Genomic DNA, 14,969 nt, shown 5'->3' with positions numbered 1-14,969 from the left:
CCCACGCAATTTTGAGAGGACCGATATCCGTGCGCTACGCTTACGCGATCACCACCGCACTACTCCTCGGCGGCGCAGCCGCTTCGATGACGATTCAACAGCCGGCGGGCGCGCAGACGGCGCAGAATGACCGCAGCAACATGGCGCAGGTCGCGCCGCGCCCCGGTGCGCCTGCCAGCTTCGCCGATATGGTGGAAAAGCTGCAGCCGGCGGTGGTCAACATCTCCACCACGCAAAAGGTGAAGGTGAATGCCAACCCGTTCGCCGGAACGCCGTTCGAACAGTTTTTCGGGCAGCAGGGGGGCGGGCGTCCGGTCACGCGTGAGGCGGAATCGCTCGGCTCGGGCTTTCTGATTTCGCCCGACGGCTATGTCGTCACCAACAACCACGTGATCGCAGCGGGCAGCGCCAATGCGGTGGTGCAGACGATCACCGTGACGCTGACCAACGGCAAGGAATATAAGGCGAAGCTGATCGGCAACGATCCCGCCTCCGACCTTGCGGTGCTGAAGATCGACGGCACCAACCTGCCCTTCGTCAAATTCGGCAATTCCGATTCGGCGCGCGTCGGCGACTGGGTGATCGCGATCGGTCAGCCTTTCGGTATCGGATCGTCGGTGACTGCGGGTATAATTTCCGCCGTTCACCGCGTGACCGGCGGAGGCCCTTATGACCGCTTCATTCAGACCGATGCCGCGATCAACCGGGGCAATTCCGGTGGCCCGATGTTCGACATGCAGGGCAATGTGATTGGCATCAATTCACAAATCCTCTCGCCCTCGGGCGGCAATGTCGGCATCGGCTTCGCGATCCCGGCGACCGAGGCGCAGCCGATCGTCAACACCCTGATGAAGGGCGACAAGGTTCAGCGCGGCTATCTGGGCGTGCAGATTCAGCCGATGACTGACGATATTTATGACGCACTGGGCGTCGAGCGCGGCAAGGGCGAACTGATCGCCGGGGTCGAACCGGGCGGTCCGGCGGCGAAGGCCGGGATCAAGCAGGGCGATCTCGTTCTGAAGGTTGATGGCAAGGACGTCACCAACGAACAGTCGCTGAGCTATCTGGTCGCCAATGTGAAGCCGGGTGAAACCATCCCGTTCGAAGTGCTGCGCGATGGCAAGCGGATGACGGTGCGTGCGACGCTCGCTCAGCGGCCGCCCGAAAGCGAGCTTTCCCAGTTCAGCCAGGGGGACGATGAGGGCATTCCGCAGAACCCTGATTCAGAGACCAAGAGCCCGACCGAATCGCTCGGCATCAATGTGACTGAGATCACGCCGCGCATCGCGCGTCAGCTGGGCGTGTCGGCCGATACCAAGGGCGTGGTCGTGGTCGGTGCCGACCCGTCGAGCGATGCCGCGCAAAAGGGTCTGAGCCGGGGCGATATCATCTATTCGGCGAACCGCGTGCCGGTGACCTCCGCCGCCGAACTAGGCAGTGTGGTTGCCAAGGCGAAGGCCGCAGGGCGCAGCCAGGTGCTGCTCTATGTCCGCCACAATAATGTCAGCGCCTATGTTGCGGTGGGCATCGATAATGGTGATGACGAATAATCGCTGAAAAAGCACCACGCATGACGCGGTGAAAAAGGCCCGTCCGGGAAACCGGGCGGGCCTTGTGTTTTTTGGCGGGCGGATGTGTGAATTGATAGCGGGCTGCGTTTATGCCGACCTATCCGAGTATCGGGATCCTCGCCACCAGCCGTCACCCCGGCGAAAGCTGGGGTCTGCGGGAGGCTTGGGGAGAACGGAGCAGCGCACCGGCAGCATATGCGAGCGTGCGCCGGCATGACGGCGGGTGGATCGGTCGCCATCCATGCAGCTTGGTATAACCCTTGCCCTTCAGGGGAGGGGCTGGGGTGGGGCGTGCCCCGATTGGGGGCCATGCCATCACGCGCTATAGCGGCAGGCTGGGCTGGGCCGCCTGCGCTTCGGCGTCGCTATGGTCGATCCCCGAGAGCGTCAGCCCGAGCAGACGAATGCCGAGCGCGGTCGGAAGAAATTGATCGAGCAGCGTTTCACCGGTCGCCAGAAATGCATCGCGCCCCGCCACATCATGCGGGAAGCTGATCGCCCGTGTCCGTGTGGTGAAGTCGGCAAAGCGGACCTTCAGCGTCACCGTGCGCCCGCGCGCGCTGCTCCGCTCGACCCGCTCCCATGCTGCATCGGCAACCCGCGCCAGCGCCGCAAGAAGCGAATCGCGATCGCGCAAATCTTCGCCAAAGGTACGTTCGGCACCCACCGATTTGCGCGGACGGTCGGGCCGCACCGGGCGATGATCCTCTCCACGCGCCGCACCATAGAGATATTCGGCGCTCGACCGGAAATGCGCGGTCAGAAAGTCGAGGCTCTTGGTGGCAAGGTCAGCGCCGGTGTGAATGCCCAGCCGCTCCATCTTCGCCGCAGTCACCGGCCCCACGCCGTGAAACCGTCGGATCGGCAGCGTTGCGACAAATGCGGCACCGCGCGCCGGCGGGATGACGCAAATCCCGTCGGGCTTGTTCTGGTCCGACGCCAGTTTCGCGATGAACTTGTTATACGACACACCGGCCGAGGCGGTGAGGCCGGTCTGTTCGCGGATGCGCGCGCGAATCGCTTCGGCAATGGCGCTGGCCGATCCAAGGCCGTGCCGGTCCTCAGTCACGTCGAGATAGGCCTCATCCAGCGACAGCGGCTCGATCAGGTCGGTATAATCAGCGAAAATCTCGCGTATCTGCCCCGACACTGCACGATAGACCTCGAACCGGGGCGGTACGAAGATCAGATCGGGGCAGCGGCGAATCGCGGTGACCGAGGGCATCGCCGACTTCACCCCGAAGCGCCGCGCCTCGTAACTGGCAGCCGCCACCACCCCGCGCGCCTTCGCCCCGCCGACGGCGACGGGAAGCCCGCGCAAATCGGGGTTGTCGCGCTGTTCGACGCTCGCGAAAAACGCATCCATATCGACATGGATGATCTTTCGGACGGAGGGAGCGGGGTTGGACATAGCAAGAACATTTCCGCCATAGCGCGAAACGCCTGCACATGTCATCAGGGCGCATCGAAAACCATGACAGCCAGGATAGAGCCTTGAACGATGAGAAGCGCGGCGGCGTCGCCGAACGATCCCCGGCGGAGCTGACGCTTCGCGCGATATTGCTGGGCGGGCTCATCACGCTGCTGTTCACCGCCGCCAATGTCTATCTGGGGCTGAAGGTCGGGCTGACCTTCGCAACATCAATCCCCGCCGCTGTCATTTCCATGGCAATCCTGCGCGGGTTCAAGGATTCGACGATCTGGGAAAACAATATCGTCCAGACGGTGGCAAGTGCTGCCGGAACGCTGGCCGCGATCATTTTCGTCCTGCCGGGACTGGTGATGATCGGCTGGTGGCAGGGCTTTCCCTATTGGACGACGGCAGCGATCACCGGAACGGGCGGGATATTGGGGGTGCTATTCTCAGTGCCGCTGCGCCGCGCGCTGGTGGTCGATAGCGACCTTCCGTACCCGGAGGGCAAGGCAGCGGCCGAAGTGCTGAAAGTCGGGTCGCAATCGCGTGAAGGTGCGGCGGAAAGCAGCAAGGGGCTGTCAGTGCTGCTGTGGAATTCGATCGCGAGCGCGGGCTTTGCCGTACTCACCCAGACGCGGCTGGTCGCGGGTGAGGCGACGCGCTGGTTTCGCGTCGGCAGCGGTGCGACCGGCGGCGGATTCACGCTGTCCTTCGCGCTGATGGGTGTCGGGCATCTGGTCGGCATATCGGTCGGGCTTGCCATGTTCGTCGGCGTGATCGTCTCTTCGGGCATCCTGCTTCCCATCCTCACCACGCAAAACCCGCTTCCCGGCGGGCCGGAGGCATGGGCGGGGCAGATATTGGGTGATGATATCCGTTTCTTTGGTGCGGGCGTGATCGGCGTGGCGGCGATCTGGACGCTGCTGCGGATCGCAGGGCCGGTGATCGGCGGGGTGCGCTCCGCCATGGCGGCGAGCCGCGCGCGCCATGCGGGCGAAGCATTGGCGGTCGAGGAGCGCGACCTGCCCATCGCGATCGTCGGGGCAGGGTCGGTCGTGATGCTGATTGCGATCGGGTGGCTGCTCTACAGCGTCATCGCATCGGGGCCGCTTGCCGGGTCGGAGGCACTGCTGGTGTCGGGTGCGGTCGTGTTCGTTGCGGTCATCGGCCTGCTGATTGCGGCGGTTACCGGCTATATGGCGGGGTTGATCGGCGCATCCAATTCGCCGGTTTCGGGGATCGGTATCCTGTCGGTGGTCGCCGCCGCGCTGATGCTCGCCGGACTGTTCGGGCGCGATTCGTCCCCCGATACGGTGGCGGCGCTGGTCGCCTATGCGCTGATCGTGACCGGCGTCGTGTTCGGCGTGGCGACGATTTCGAACGACAATCTTCAGGATCTGAAGACCGGGCAACTCGTCGGCGCGACGCCGTGGAAGCAGCAGGTGGCGCTGGTCATCGGCGTAGTCTTCGGGTCGCTGATCATTCCGCCGGTGCTCGACCTGCTCAACAGCGCGTTCGGATTTGCGGGCGCACCGGGGGCAGGCCCGAACGCGCTTCCCGCACCGCAGGCGGCGCTGATCTCTGCGCTGGCAAAGGGCGTGCTGGGCGGCGACCTTAACTGGGCGATGATCGGCTGGGGCGCGGTTGCCGGCGTGATCTTCGTGATACTCGACGAAGTGCTCGGCGCATTGGGGCGGATGCGGCTTCCCCCGCTCGCGGTCGGGATCGGTGTCTATCTGCCCATGTCGCTGATGCTGCCGGTATCGGCGGGCGCGCTGATCGGCTGGTTCTACGACCGCTGGGCGGCAAAGCGGAAGGACCCGGAATTTGCCGAACGGATGGGCGTCCTCACCGCAACCGGCATGATCGTCGGCGAAAGCCTGTGGGGCGTGGTGTTTGCAGGGATCGTTGCCGGGGCAGGAAGCGGCGATGTGCTGTCGCTCGCCGGACCCGGTTTTGAAGGTGTGGCGCTGGTCATCGGCGTGGTACTGTTCGTCGCGCTGATGACGTTGCTGTATCGGCGCACAAGGCGGCTGGTGACGGTGGAATAACCATTACCCGTCATTGCGAGCGTAGCGAAGCAATCCAGTGCCCGTTGCGCGTAGCTGGATTGCTTCGGCCCTGCTGCCCTCGCAATGACGGGGAGCACGATGCTCAGCCGCGCCCGCGATAGCCGGGCACGTCCTGATCGGGCAGCCACATGCCGGCGGGCGGCGGGCCGGACTGCCAGAACACGTCGATCGGAATGCCACCGCGCGGATACCAATATCCGCCGATGCGCAGCCAGTGCGGAGCCATTTCGGTGAATAGCCGTTCGCCGATGCCGACGGTGCAATCCTCATGAAACGCCGCATGGTTGCGGAACGCGCCGAGGAAGAGCTTGAGCGATTTCGATTCGACGATGCTCTCATTCGGCGCATAATCGATGACGAGATGCGCGAAATCGGGCTGCCCCGTCACCGGGCAGAGCGAGGTGAATTCGGGTGCGGTAAAGCGCACCAGATAGGGCTTTCCGGGGCGCGGATTGGGAACATAATCAAGCTCCGCAGCTTCGGGAGAAGCAGGAAGCGGGCTGGTCTGGCCGAGATGCTTTGGTGTCATGACCGGCGATGTAGGGATTGAGGACGCGCAAGGGAATAATGGTCGGCACCCTCATCCCGATTCTGGGCGATCAGCTCAGCCCCGATATATCTTCGCTCAGCGATGCCGATCCTGCCGATACGGTCGTGCTGATGATGGAGGTCGCCGAAGAGACGGGCTATGTCCGCCATCACAAGGCGAAGCTCGCTTATGTCCTCTCCGCCATGCGCCATCATGCCGATCGTCTGCGCGATCTGGGCTGGCGGGTGGACTATATCCGGCTCGACGACCCCGATAATTCGGGCAGCTTTACCGGTGAAGTCGCGCGCGCGGTGGAGCGGCATTCGCCCGACCGGATCATCGTCACCGAAGCGGGCGAATGGCGCGTGGCTGCGATGCTCGGGGCGTGGGACACCCGGTTCGAGGCGGAGGTCGATATTCGCCCCGACACGCGCTTCCTCGCCAGCCATGCCGAGTTCGATGAGTGGGCGGAAGGGCGCAAACAGCTCCGCATGGAATTTTTCTATCGCGAGATGCGGCGCAAGACCGGCCTGTTGATGGACGGGGACAAACCGGCAGGCGGCGAATGGAATTACGACAAGCAGAACCGGAAAGCCCCGCCATCGGGCACGCTCGACATGCCGCGCCCGATCCGGTTCCAGCCCGACGATATCACCCGCGAGGTGCTTGATCTGGTCGCGGCGCGTTTTGCCGATCATCCGGGCAGCCTCGACCATTTCCACTTCGCGGTCAGCCATGAAGAAGCGATGCGGCAGAAGCGCAATTTCCTAGACCATGCGCTGCCCTGTTTCGGCGATTATCAGGACGCGATGCTGACGGGCGAGCCGTTCCTCTGGCACTCCCTGCTGTCGCCCTATCTCAATTCCGGGCTGCTCGATCCGCTCGATCTGTGCCGCGATGTCGCGGAGCGATATGCGCAGGGCAAGGTGCCGCTGAACGCTGCCGAAGGGTTTATCCGCCAGATTATCGGATGGCGCGAATATGTGCGCGGCATCTATTGGCGCGAAGGGCCGGACTATGGCGACCGCAACTTCCTGAACGCGACGCGCGACCTGCCCGCTTTCTACTGGACCGGTGAGACCGACATGCATTGTCTGGCGCAATCGATCGGTCAGACGCTCGACCATGGCTATGCCCATCATATCCAGCGGCTGATGATTACCGGCAACTTCGCGCTGCTGATCGGTGCCGATCCGGCGCAGGTGCATCGCTGGTACCTCGAAATCTACGCCGATGCCTATGAATGGGTCGAACTGCCCAACACGCTGGGGATGAGTCAGTTTGGCGATGGCGGGCTGCTGGCGTCCAAACCCTATGCCTCGTCGGGCAGCTATATCGACCGGATGAGCGATTATTGCGAGGCCTGCCGCTATGATGTGAAGCAGCGGACGGGCGCGGATGCGTGCCCGTTCAACGCGCTCTATTGGGATTTTCTGGCGCGCAATCAGGATCGGCTGGGCGATAATCGCCGTCTCGCCATGCCCTATCGGAGCTGGGAGAAAATGGATGCGGACGTGAAGCGTTCGCTCCGGGCGAGTGCGCGCGCCTTTCTCGACCGGCTCGACGCGGGCGGTGAGCCGACCTAGAACAGGAACGCGATGATGCGCAGTGCAGGGGGTTCGATCATGGAAGCGCTGGTTTCGACTCAATGGCTTGCCGAAAATGGCGGTGCGGGGGATCTTAAAATCCTCGACGCCAGTCTGTTCCTGCCAGAAATGGGCCGCGACGCGCGCGCCGAATTCGCGGACGGGCATATTCCGGGCGCGCGCTTCATGACCCTTGCGGCAATCGCCGATCCCGATGCAGGCCTGCCGATGATGCTGCCGCAGGACGAAGCGTTCGCGGACCATATGCGCGCGCTTGGCATCGATAGCGGCGACCGGGTGGTGCTGTATGACGGATCACCACTGCACAGCGCGGCGCGCGGATGGTGGATGCTGCGCGTGTTCGGTGCGGAGCAGGTCGCGATCCTCGATGGCGGTATAGCGCGGTGGCAGGCCGAGGGGCGGCAGCTCGAAACCGGGAATTTGCCCTATGATCCGGGCGATTTCGCAACCCGGTCGGATCGATCGGGCGTGCGCGATCTTGCCGCGATGAAGGCCAATCTCGACAGCGGTGCGGAGCAGGTCGTCGATGCCCGCTCGCCCGCGCGCTTTGCCGGCAGCGAGCCCGAAAGCCGCCCCGGCGTCGAACCGGGGCATATTCCGGGGTCGCGTAACCTCTATTATCCCGGCCTGTTCCACAGCGACGGCACATGGAAGCGGGGCAAGGAACTGGCGGCGGCGATCGAAGCGGCGGGGGTCGATATCGACCGGCCGATCGTGACCACCTGCGGATCGGGCGTCACCGCCGCAGTGCTGACATTCGGGCTGCATCTGCTTGGGCGACAAGCGGCGCTATATGATGGTAGCTGGAGCGAATGGGGCGCGGAACCGACCGCGCCGAAGGAACTGGGACCAAAGGAATTGGGTAAAGCGTGAGCGATACGGGCGACAGCGACATCGGACAGGGCACCCGGCTGGTCACGGCGGGCCGGCGCAAGGAATGGACACGAGGGATCGTCAACCCGCCGGTCTGGCGTGCCTCGACCATCCTGTATGACAGCATCGCCGATATGCGCGCCAATGCGACGCGCGACACGCATCACCGCCTGTTTTACGGGCGGCGCGGCACGCCGACGCAATGGGCGCTCGCCGACGCGCTGACCGAAATGGAGCCGGGGGCGGAGGCGACCTTCCTCTATCCCAGCGGCGTTGCGGCGATTTCGGCGGCCCTGCTGTCGGTATTGTCGCCGGGTGACGAATTGCTGCTGCCTGACAGCGCCTATGAACCGACCACGTCTTTCGCCAATGGGATGCTGAAGCGGTTCGGCATCACCACGCGAGTGTACGATCCGATGATCGGCGCGGGAATCGCAGAGCTGATCGGAGAGAATACGCGCGCCATCTTCCTCGAAAGCCCCGGAAGCCTGACCTTCGAGGTGCAGGATATTCCGGCGATCGTCGCGGTGGCAAAGGAGCGCGGGCTGGTGACGCTGCTCGACAATACCTGGGCGACGCCGTTGCTGTTTCCCGCGATCGCAAGGGGCGTGGATTTCTCTATCCTTGCCTGCACCAAATATATCGTCGGCCATTCCGACGTGATGCTCGGATCGGTGACGACGACGAAGGAGCATTGGCATCAGTTGCGCTCGACCAGCTTCCAGCTTGGCCAGACCGTGGGGCCGGACGATGCATGGCTCGGCTCGCGCGGATTGCGCACCATGGGCGTGCGACTGAAGCAGCATGGAGAGAGCGCGCTGCGCATCGCCAAATGGCTGAAGGAACAGCCGGAAGTGGCGCGCGTCCTGCACCCGGCACTCGACGACTGCCCGGGCAGCGAATTTTTTCATCGCGACTTTGCGGGCGCTTCGGGGCTGTTCAGCATCGTGCTGAACGATTGCAGCGACGATCAGCGCGCGGCGATGATCGATTCGCTCAGGCTGTTCGGCATCGGGTTCAGCTGGGGCGGGTTTGAAAGCCTCGCCATTCCCATCGATCCCGACAAGCTTCGCAAGGTCGTGCCGTGGAAGGCGCAAGGGCCTGCGGTGCGGCTGCATATTGGTCTGGAAGACCCCGACGACCTTATCGCCGATCTGGAACAGGGGTTGCGATGCTGCCGACCGAACCGCTGAACGATATCGCCATCTGGCTCGCGTCGAACGGGATCGCCCGTCCGACAACCGCCGACATGGTCCAGACGGCGGTGGCGTTCGCGCTGGTCCTGCTCGCGCTGCTGTGCGGCTGGCTGGTCGATCGCTATTCGGGCGACCGGCTCGAGGCGCTGTGGAGCAAGGTCGTCGGCGGCTATGGCGAGGGGCTTGCCCCACGCATGGGCAAGATTGCGCGCCATGCCACCGTCGCGCTGCTGCTCGCGCTGATCAGCAATGGCTGGGTGTGGAACGGACTGTCGGCGATCATCATCGGCCTTGCCATGGGCGGCGCGGTCGCGCTGGGTTCGCGCAGCATTTTGCGCGGCCTGCAATTGCCGCGACAACTGGCATGGCTGGTTGCTGCGGTGCTGTTCGTCGTCGTCCTGTCGGGCGCGATCCATAATGCGACGAACGAGTTCAACCTGCTCGCCTTGCTCGATACGGTCGGGTTTTCGGTCGGCAGCCGACGGTATTCGCTGCTGTCGCTGGCGACGATCGCGGTTGCGGCGATCATATTGTTCGCGCTCGTCCGGCTCGCCAACCGGGTGATCGCCCATTCGATCGCCCGCGCCAAAAGCTTCGACCCCGCGCAAAAGCTGCTGATCCAGAAACTCGCCGGTATCGCGGTGCTGATCGTCGCCTTCTTTATCGGCATCGATTTCCTGCAAATCGACCTGACGACCTTTGCGGTATTTTCGGGCGCGCTTGGCCTAGCGGTCGGTTTCGGTCTGCAAAAGACGGTCGGCAATCTGATCGCCGGGATCATCCTGCTGATGGACCGGTCGATCAAACCGGGCGACGTGATCGTGGTGGGCGACAGTTTCGGCTGGGTGAACAAGATCGGCGTGCGCGCGGTCAGCGTCATTACCCGCGACGGGAAAGAACATCTGATCCCGAACGAAAATCTGATGACGCAGGAGGTGGAAAACTGGTCCTATTCGGACCGGAATGTCCGCGTGCGGATTCCGGTCGGGGTTTCCTATGATTGCGACCTCAAACTCGCGCAGGAACTGATGCTTCAGGCGGCGAAGGATTCGCCCCGCGTGCTGAAAACGCCCAAGCCCAATGTGTGGCTTGCCGCCTATGGCGACAGCTCGGTCGAGCATGAGATTCTGGCATGGATCAACGATCCCGAAGGCGGGGTGGGCAATGTCCGCTCCGACGTGCTCAACCGGCTATGGTATCTGTTCAAGGATAACGGCATCGAAATCCCGTTCCCGCAGCGCGACGTGCATGTGAAGAGCTGGGCCGAAGCGGCAAAGCCGGGTGCGGACAAAGGCTGATACGATCAAGCATGATGTGCTACGGATGTCGGCATCGCGAGGAGCGTAGCGACGCGGCGATCCAGAGAGGGTTAATTTCGAGCGCGGGGATCTGGATTGCCGCGCCCCTTCGGGGCTCGCAATGACGATCATGTCATGGGTGCAACGCAACATAGCCTTGTACGAGCCGCTGTCTTTTCGCTGACGCCTCAGCGCCCTACATAGGGGCGGTGAATTCTCAATCGATCACCGCCCGCATCGCCGACGGCGTCGCTTCCGTGCCCGCTGCCGAATGGGACGCCTGTGCCGGAGCCGCGAATCCGTTTCTTTCCCATGCTTTTTTAAGCGCGCTCGAAGCATCGGGGTCGGTCGGGCCGGGCACCGGCTGGCAGGCGCTGCCGGTCATCGTCGATGATTCGGACGGCAGGCCCGCCGCAATCGCGCCTGCTTATGCCAAGGGGCATAGCCAGGGCGAATATGTCTTCGACCATGGCTGGGCCGATGCATGGGAACGGGCAGGCGGCGATTATTACCCGAAGCTGCAAATCGCGGTTCCCTTCACCCCCGTGCCGGGGCCGCGGCTGTTGCTGCGCGCCGCACAGGCCGCGCCCGCGCTGATCGCCGCGCTGGAGGCGGTGACCGACAATAACCGCCTGTCCTCCGCCCATGCGACCTTTGTCGAACCCGATCAGGTGGCGGCGTTCCGCGATGCGGGCTGGCTGATCCGACGGGGCAATCAGTTCCACTGGGCGAATCAGGGCTATGCGAGTTTCGACGATTTCCTTGACGCGCTCGCCAGCCGCAAGCGCAAGGCCGTGCGCAAGGAGCGCGCCCGCGCGGTCGAGGGGCTCACCATTCGTCACCTGACCGGCAGCGAGATACAGGAGGCGCATTGGGACGCCTTTTGGGAATTTTATCAGGATACCGGCGCGCGCAAATGGGGGCGCCCCTATCTTACGCGCCCCTTCTTCTCCCTGCTGGGCGAGACGATGGGCGACAAGGTGCTGCTGATGTTCGCTGAGCGCGACGGCGTGCCGATCGCGGGGGCGCTGAACCTGATCGGAGAGGATGCGCTGTATGGCCGCTATTGGGGCTGCAGCGAGGACGTACCCTTCCTTCATTTCGAGCTTTGCTATTATCAGGCGATCGACGCCGCGATCGCGCGCGGCCTTGCCCGGGTAGAGGCGGGCGCGCAGGGCGAGCATAAGCTCGCGCGCGGCTATGTGCCCGTGCCCACATGGTCGGCGCATTATATCCCCGATCCCAATTTCCGCCGCGCGGTCGCCGACTATGTGGCGCATGAGGCAGCGGCGATGGCTGAGGAACAGGATTATCTGGGCGAGCTTGCGCCCTTCAAACGATCGGGGTGACCGGGCACATCGTTTTTGGTGACCGACGCGCTTTTCGGGCCGTCCTTCGCCACCCGATTTTTCCCGTCATCGGATAGCGCCAGCCGCGCGGCGAGGCGCTTGTCATGCCGTGCGCGGGCGAACATCTCGGGGCCATAGGGGCCGAGATCCTCCATGCGCAGGCGCGGGGCCGCCGCATCATGATCGATGCGGAACAGCGCGTTCGATCCGTCACGCCATACGGGGATCAGCCCTGCCTCCAGCCGTTTGTCATACGCGGGCGGTTCGATCATCCAGACATAGTCGAACGCGGAGCGGGGGAACCCCGCCAGCGCGCCCGCGATCGGCCGCCACCATTCGCGCGGGCATTGGACGTCGCTGACGATCTCCGACGGGTCGTGGCGATAGCCCTGCCCCTCGGGGAAGCGAACGGTGAGCAGCTGCCCGCCCTCCATCGACCATTGGTCGTTAGCGTACGCCAGACGGCGTTCGAGCGCGATTCCGGCAAGATGCTGAAGCCGCGTCATCTTCCATTCGTTGTAACAGGTCTCGCCCACAAAGGTGACGAGCCGCGCACCGACGGGAAGATGGTTCAGCGCCGCCAGATTGCGATCATAGGCCTTGTCGTAAAGATAGAAGCTCGCCGCCGTCGCGCCCATGCGCACCCCGAAAAAGGCAAGGCCGATCGCCGCGATGATATGCGCCCGGCGCATCGACAGGCCGGGGCGCGGGCGAATGGCGATCAGCGCGACCATGAAGATGTACGGCACCAGCCGCATATCGGCATAGGCCGATCCGAACACCACGCGCGGCAACAGGATATAGACGGCGAGCAGCAGCAGCGCCGACAGCGTCAGGTTGCGCGAATATTGGATGTTCGGATCGCGCAGCCCGCGCAGTAGCACCAGATACAGGACGGCAAGGCAGGACAGGTCGAAAAGCTGCCAGCGGTCGCGGAAAACCTGCGTCACCCACAGCATCTTCGCGCGCCAGTTGAACCAGTCGAAGGTCTGCCCCGAAACATGGCCCGTTCGCCACGCCACCATCAGCACGGCGGGCCCGGCAAGCACGATGCAATGCAGCCCGGCATAGAAAGCGGCGGCAATCCAGCTCTGCCAGCGATCCTCGCGCCGGTCGCGCTCGCGAACCAGTTCGCCCGAAAAAGCGAGCAGGCCGAGCAGCCCCCAGCCATAGGTATGCGCGACCCAGATGATGAAGGAGAGCGGTACGAAAATCGCGGCGCGCAGCCGAAATTTGTTCAGCCGTCCCAGCCGCAGCCATAACGCGAACGCATTAAGCGCCAGCGCCATCGAGAGCGCGAAATTGACGAAGCCGAAATAGAAGGGGAAGCTGTACACCAGCGGCAGCGCGAACAACGCGGTTGCCGGGATGCGGCCATGCACCTCGCGTGCGATCCACAGCAGCCCAAGAGCGGTGAGCGCCGGAATCGCGATCACGATCAGCTTCACCGCCGCTTCCAGCCCGATCAGCGCGCCCAGCGGAATGACGAGCAGATCGACGCCCAGATTGCCGATCAGGCTCCACTGAAAATTATACCAGTCCTTCAGCCAGGGAACGCTGTCATAGGCCTGTTGCACGCGATAGCGGCCCATATGGCCGGGCAGGTCGACCAGCGGCGGGATATCGGGCCAGACCAGCGGGATCATGGCGACAAGCACCATCGCCACGACAAACGCGCGCGTTTGCCACCAGTTGAGTTTGACCTTTGTTACCCGGTTCATCGCGCGGCTTTTACTGCGATGCAGCGGAGAGGGGCAAGCATTTCACTGCTCGCCCCCGTTCCGCTTTATGCGTCGCGGCGGCCCAGCAGGCGCAGGCGAAGCGCATTCAGCTTGATGAAACCGGCGGCATCGCGCTGGTCGTACGCGCCTTCGTCGTCTTCGAACGTCACGACCTTTTCGCTGTACAGCGAATGCGGCGATTTGCGGCCGATGATATGGACGCCGCCCTTGTAGAGCTTCAGCTTGACCGTGCCCGCGACCTTTTCCTGACTATGGTCGATTGCGGCCTGCAGCATCTCGCGCTCAGGCGAATACCAGAAGCCGTTATAGATCAGCTCGGCATAGCGCGGCATCAGCTCATCTTTGAGATGCGCCGCGCCGCGATCGAGCGTGATCTGTTCGATCGCGCGGTGCGCGGCGGCATAGATGGTGCCGCCCGGCGTTTCGTACATGCCGCGGCTCTTCATGCCGACAAAGCGGTTTTCGACCAGATCGAGGCGGCCGATACCGTGCTTGCGGCCAAGTTCGTTGAGCGCCTCAAGCAGCGTCGCCGGACTCATCGCTTCGCCGTTCAGCGCGACGCCGTCGCCCTTTTCGAAATCGATCGTGATGACTTCCGCCTGATCGGGCGCGTCTTCCGGATTGACCGTGCGCGAGAAGACATAATCGGGGACTTCTTCCCACGGATCTTCGAGCACCTTGCCCTCGGACGAGGTGTGGAGCAGGTTCGCGTCGGTGGAGAAGGGGCTTTCGCCGCGCTTGTCCTTGGGCACCTGAATCTGATGCTTTTCGGCGAAATCGATCAGCGCGGTGCGGCTGTTCAGATCCCATTCGCGCCAGGGCGCAATGACTTTGATATCCGGGTTGAGCGCATAGGCCGACAGTTCGAACCGAACCTGATCGTTACCCTTGCCCGTCGCGCCATGCGCCACCGCATCGGCGCCGACTTCGGCGGCAATCTCGATCAGCCGCTTCGAAATCAGCGGGCGCGCAATCGACGTGCCGAGCAGATACAGCCCTTCATACATCGCATTGGCGCGCATCATCGGGAAGACGAAGTCGCGAACGAACTCTTCGCGCAGATCGTCGATATAGATATGTTCGGACTTCACGCCCGCCGCTTCGGCCTTTTTGCGGGCAGGCTCCAGCTCCTCGCCTTGCCCCAGATCAGCGGTGAAGGTGACCACTTCGCAGCCATATTCGGTCTGCAGCCATTTCAGGATCACGCTCGTGTCGAGGCCGCCCGAATAAGCGAGCACGACCTTTTTGATATCCGGGCGATCGATCTTGTCGGCCATCAGTATCTCCGAAAAAGCAGCTATAAACCCGCGCGCTCTAT

General features: G+C 63.5%; 11 protein-coding genes. 7 read left to right on the top strand and 4 right to left on the bottom strand.

Annotated elements, in window-relative coordinates:
- Positions 1–29 precede the first annotated feature (29 nt).
- A complete protein-coding gene (locus EV664_RS04105) occupies positions 30–1,550 on the top strand; it encodes a DegQ family serine endoprotease (protein WP_133494425.1) in 1,521 nt (506 codons plus the stop codon).
- A gap of 343 nt (positions 1,551–1,893) precedes the next feature.
- Here EV664_RS04105 and dinB read toward each other — a convergent pair whose 3' ends face one another.
- Positions 1,894–2,982, bottom strand: coding sequence for a DNA polymerase IV (gene dinB / locus EV664_RS04100; protein WP_133494424.1), 1,089 nt, complete (start codon positions 2,980–2,982; stop codon positions 1,894–1,896).
- 83 nt (positions 2,983–3,065) lie between these two features.
- On the opposite strand from dinB, the gene EV664_RS04095 reads away from it, so the two are divergent.
- Complete coding sequence (locus EV664_RS04095) at positions 3,066–5,036, top strand: OPT family oligopeptide transporter (RefSeq protein WP_229668107.1); 1,971 nt, start codon at positions 3,066–3,068, stop codon at positions 5,034–5,036.
- Positions 5,037–5,139: 103 nt separating this feature from the next.
- On the opposite strand, the gene queF is transcribed toward EV664_RS04095, so the two are convergent.
- Complete coding sequence (gene queF, locus EV664_RS04090; protein ID WP_133494422.1) at positions 5,140–5,586, bottom strand: preQ(1) synthase; 447 nt, start codon at positions 5,584–5,586, stop codon at positions 5,140–5,142.
- A gap of 38 nt (positions 5,587–5,624) precedes the next feature.
- On the opposite strand from queF, the gene EV664_RS04085 reads away from it, so the two are divergent.
- The 5 genes from EV664_RS04085 to EV664_RS04065 all read left to right on the top strand — a co-directional run bounded on the left by EV664_RS04085 (position 5,625) and on the right by EV664_RS04065 (position 11,909).
- Entirely contained in the window at positions 5,625–7,172 is a 1,548-nt protein-coding gene (locus EV664_RS04085; RefSeq protein ID WP_133494421.1) for a cryptochrome/photolyase family protein, read from the top strand.
- 39 nt (positions 7,173–7,211) lie between these two features.
- Complete coding sequence (gene sseA / locus EV664_RS04080) at positions 7,212–8,066, top strand: 3-mercaptopyruvate sulfurtransferase (protein WP_133494727.1); 855 nt, start codon at positions 7,212–7,214, stop codon at positions 8,064–8,066.
- Complete coding sequence (gene metC, locus EV664_RS04075; RefSeq protein ID WP_188656363.1) at positions 8,063–9,259, top strand: cystathionine beta-lyase; 1,197 nt, start codon at positions 8,063–8,065, stop codon at positions 9,257–9,259. The genes sseA and metC overlap by 4 nt, the downstream gene beginning before the upstream one ends.
- Positions 9,238–10,560: a mechanosensitive ion channel family protein gene (locus EV664_RS04070; RefSeq protein ID WP_229668108.1), complete on the top strand. Its 1,323-nt coding sequence runs from the start codon at positions 9,238–9,240 to the stop codon at positions 10,558–10,560. The genes metC and EV664_RS04070 overlap by 22 nt, the downstream gene beginning before the upstream one ends.
- Before the next feature lie 209 nt (positions 10,561–10,769).
- Positions 10,770–11,909, top strand: coding sequence for a GNAT family N-acetyltransferase (locus EV664_RS04065; RefSeq protein ID WP_133494420.1), 1,140 nt, complete (start codon positions 10,770–10,772; stop codon positions 11,907–11,909).
- On the opposite strand, the gene EV664_RS04060 is transcribed toward EV664_RS04065, so the two are convergent.
- Positions 11,870–13,630: a hypothetical protein gene (locus EV664_RS04060; protein ID WP_229668109.1), complete on the bottom strand. Its 1,761-nt coding sequence runs from the start codon at positions 13,628–13,630 to the stop codon at positions 11,870–11,872. The two genes, EV664_RS04065 and EV664_RS04060, sit on opposite strands and share 40 nt — an antisense overlap.
- 65 nt (positions 13,631–13,695) lie before the next feature.
- On the bottom strand, positions 13,696–14,928 hold the full coding sequence (locus EV664_RS04055; RefSeq protein ID WP_133494419.1) for an argininosuccinate synthase: 1,233 nt from the start codon (positions 14,926–14,928) through the stop codon (positions 13,696–13,698).
- Positions 14,929–14,969: the final 41 nt, after the last annotated feature.

Origin of the sequence: Stakelama pacifica (assembly GCF_004361835.1) — a bacterium.
GTDB classification, from domain to species: Bacteria; Pseudomonadota; Alphaproteobacteria; order Sphingomonadales; family Sphingomonadaceae; genus Sphingomonas; species Sphingomonas pacifica.
The sequence above is the reverse complement of the archived record's forward strand: the minus strand, read 5'-3'. Positions and strand labels throughout refer to the sequence as shown.

Excerpts from the sequence above, each read along its gene's own strand:
- EV664_RS04055 (WP_133494419.1), bottom strand. The coding sequence starts at position 14,928 with ATGGCCGACAAGATCGATCGCCCGGATATCAAAAAGGTCGTGCTCGCT.
- EV664_RS04085 (WP_133494421.1), top strand. The coding sequence starts at position 5,625 with ATGGTCGGCACCCTCATCCCGATTCTGGGCGATCAGCTCAGCCCCGAT.
- queF (WP_133494422.1), bottom strand. The coding sequence starts at position 5,586 with ATGACACCAAAGCATCTCGGCCAGACCAGCCCGCTTCCTGCTTCTCCC.
- EV664_RS04070 (WP_229668108.1), top strand. The coding sequence starts at position 9,238 with ATGCTGCCGACCGAACCGCTGAACGATATCGCCATCTGGCTCGCGTCG.
- sseA (WP_133494727.1), top strand. The coding sequence starts at position 7,212 with ATGGAAGCGCTGGTTTCGACTCAATGGCTTGCCGAAAATGGCGGTGCG.
- EV664_RS04060 (WP_229668109.1), bottom strand. The coding sequence starts at position 13,630 with ATGAACCGGGTAACAAAGGTCAAACTCAACTGGTGGCAAACGCGCGCG.
- dinB (WP_133494424.1), bottom strand. The coding sequence starts at position 2,982 with ATGTCCAACCCCGCTCCCTCCGTCCGAAAGATCATCCATGTCGATATG.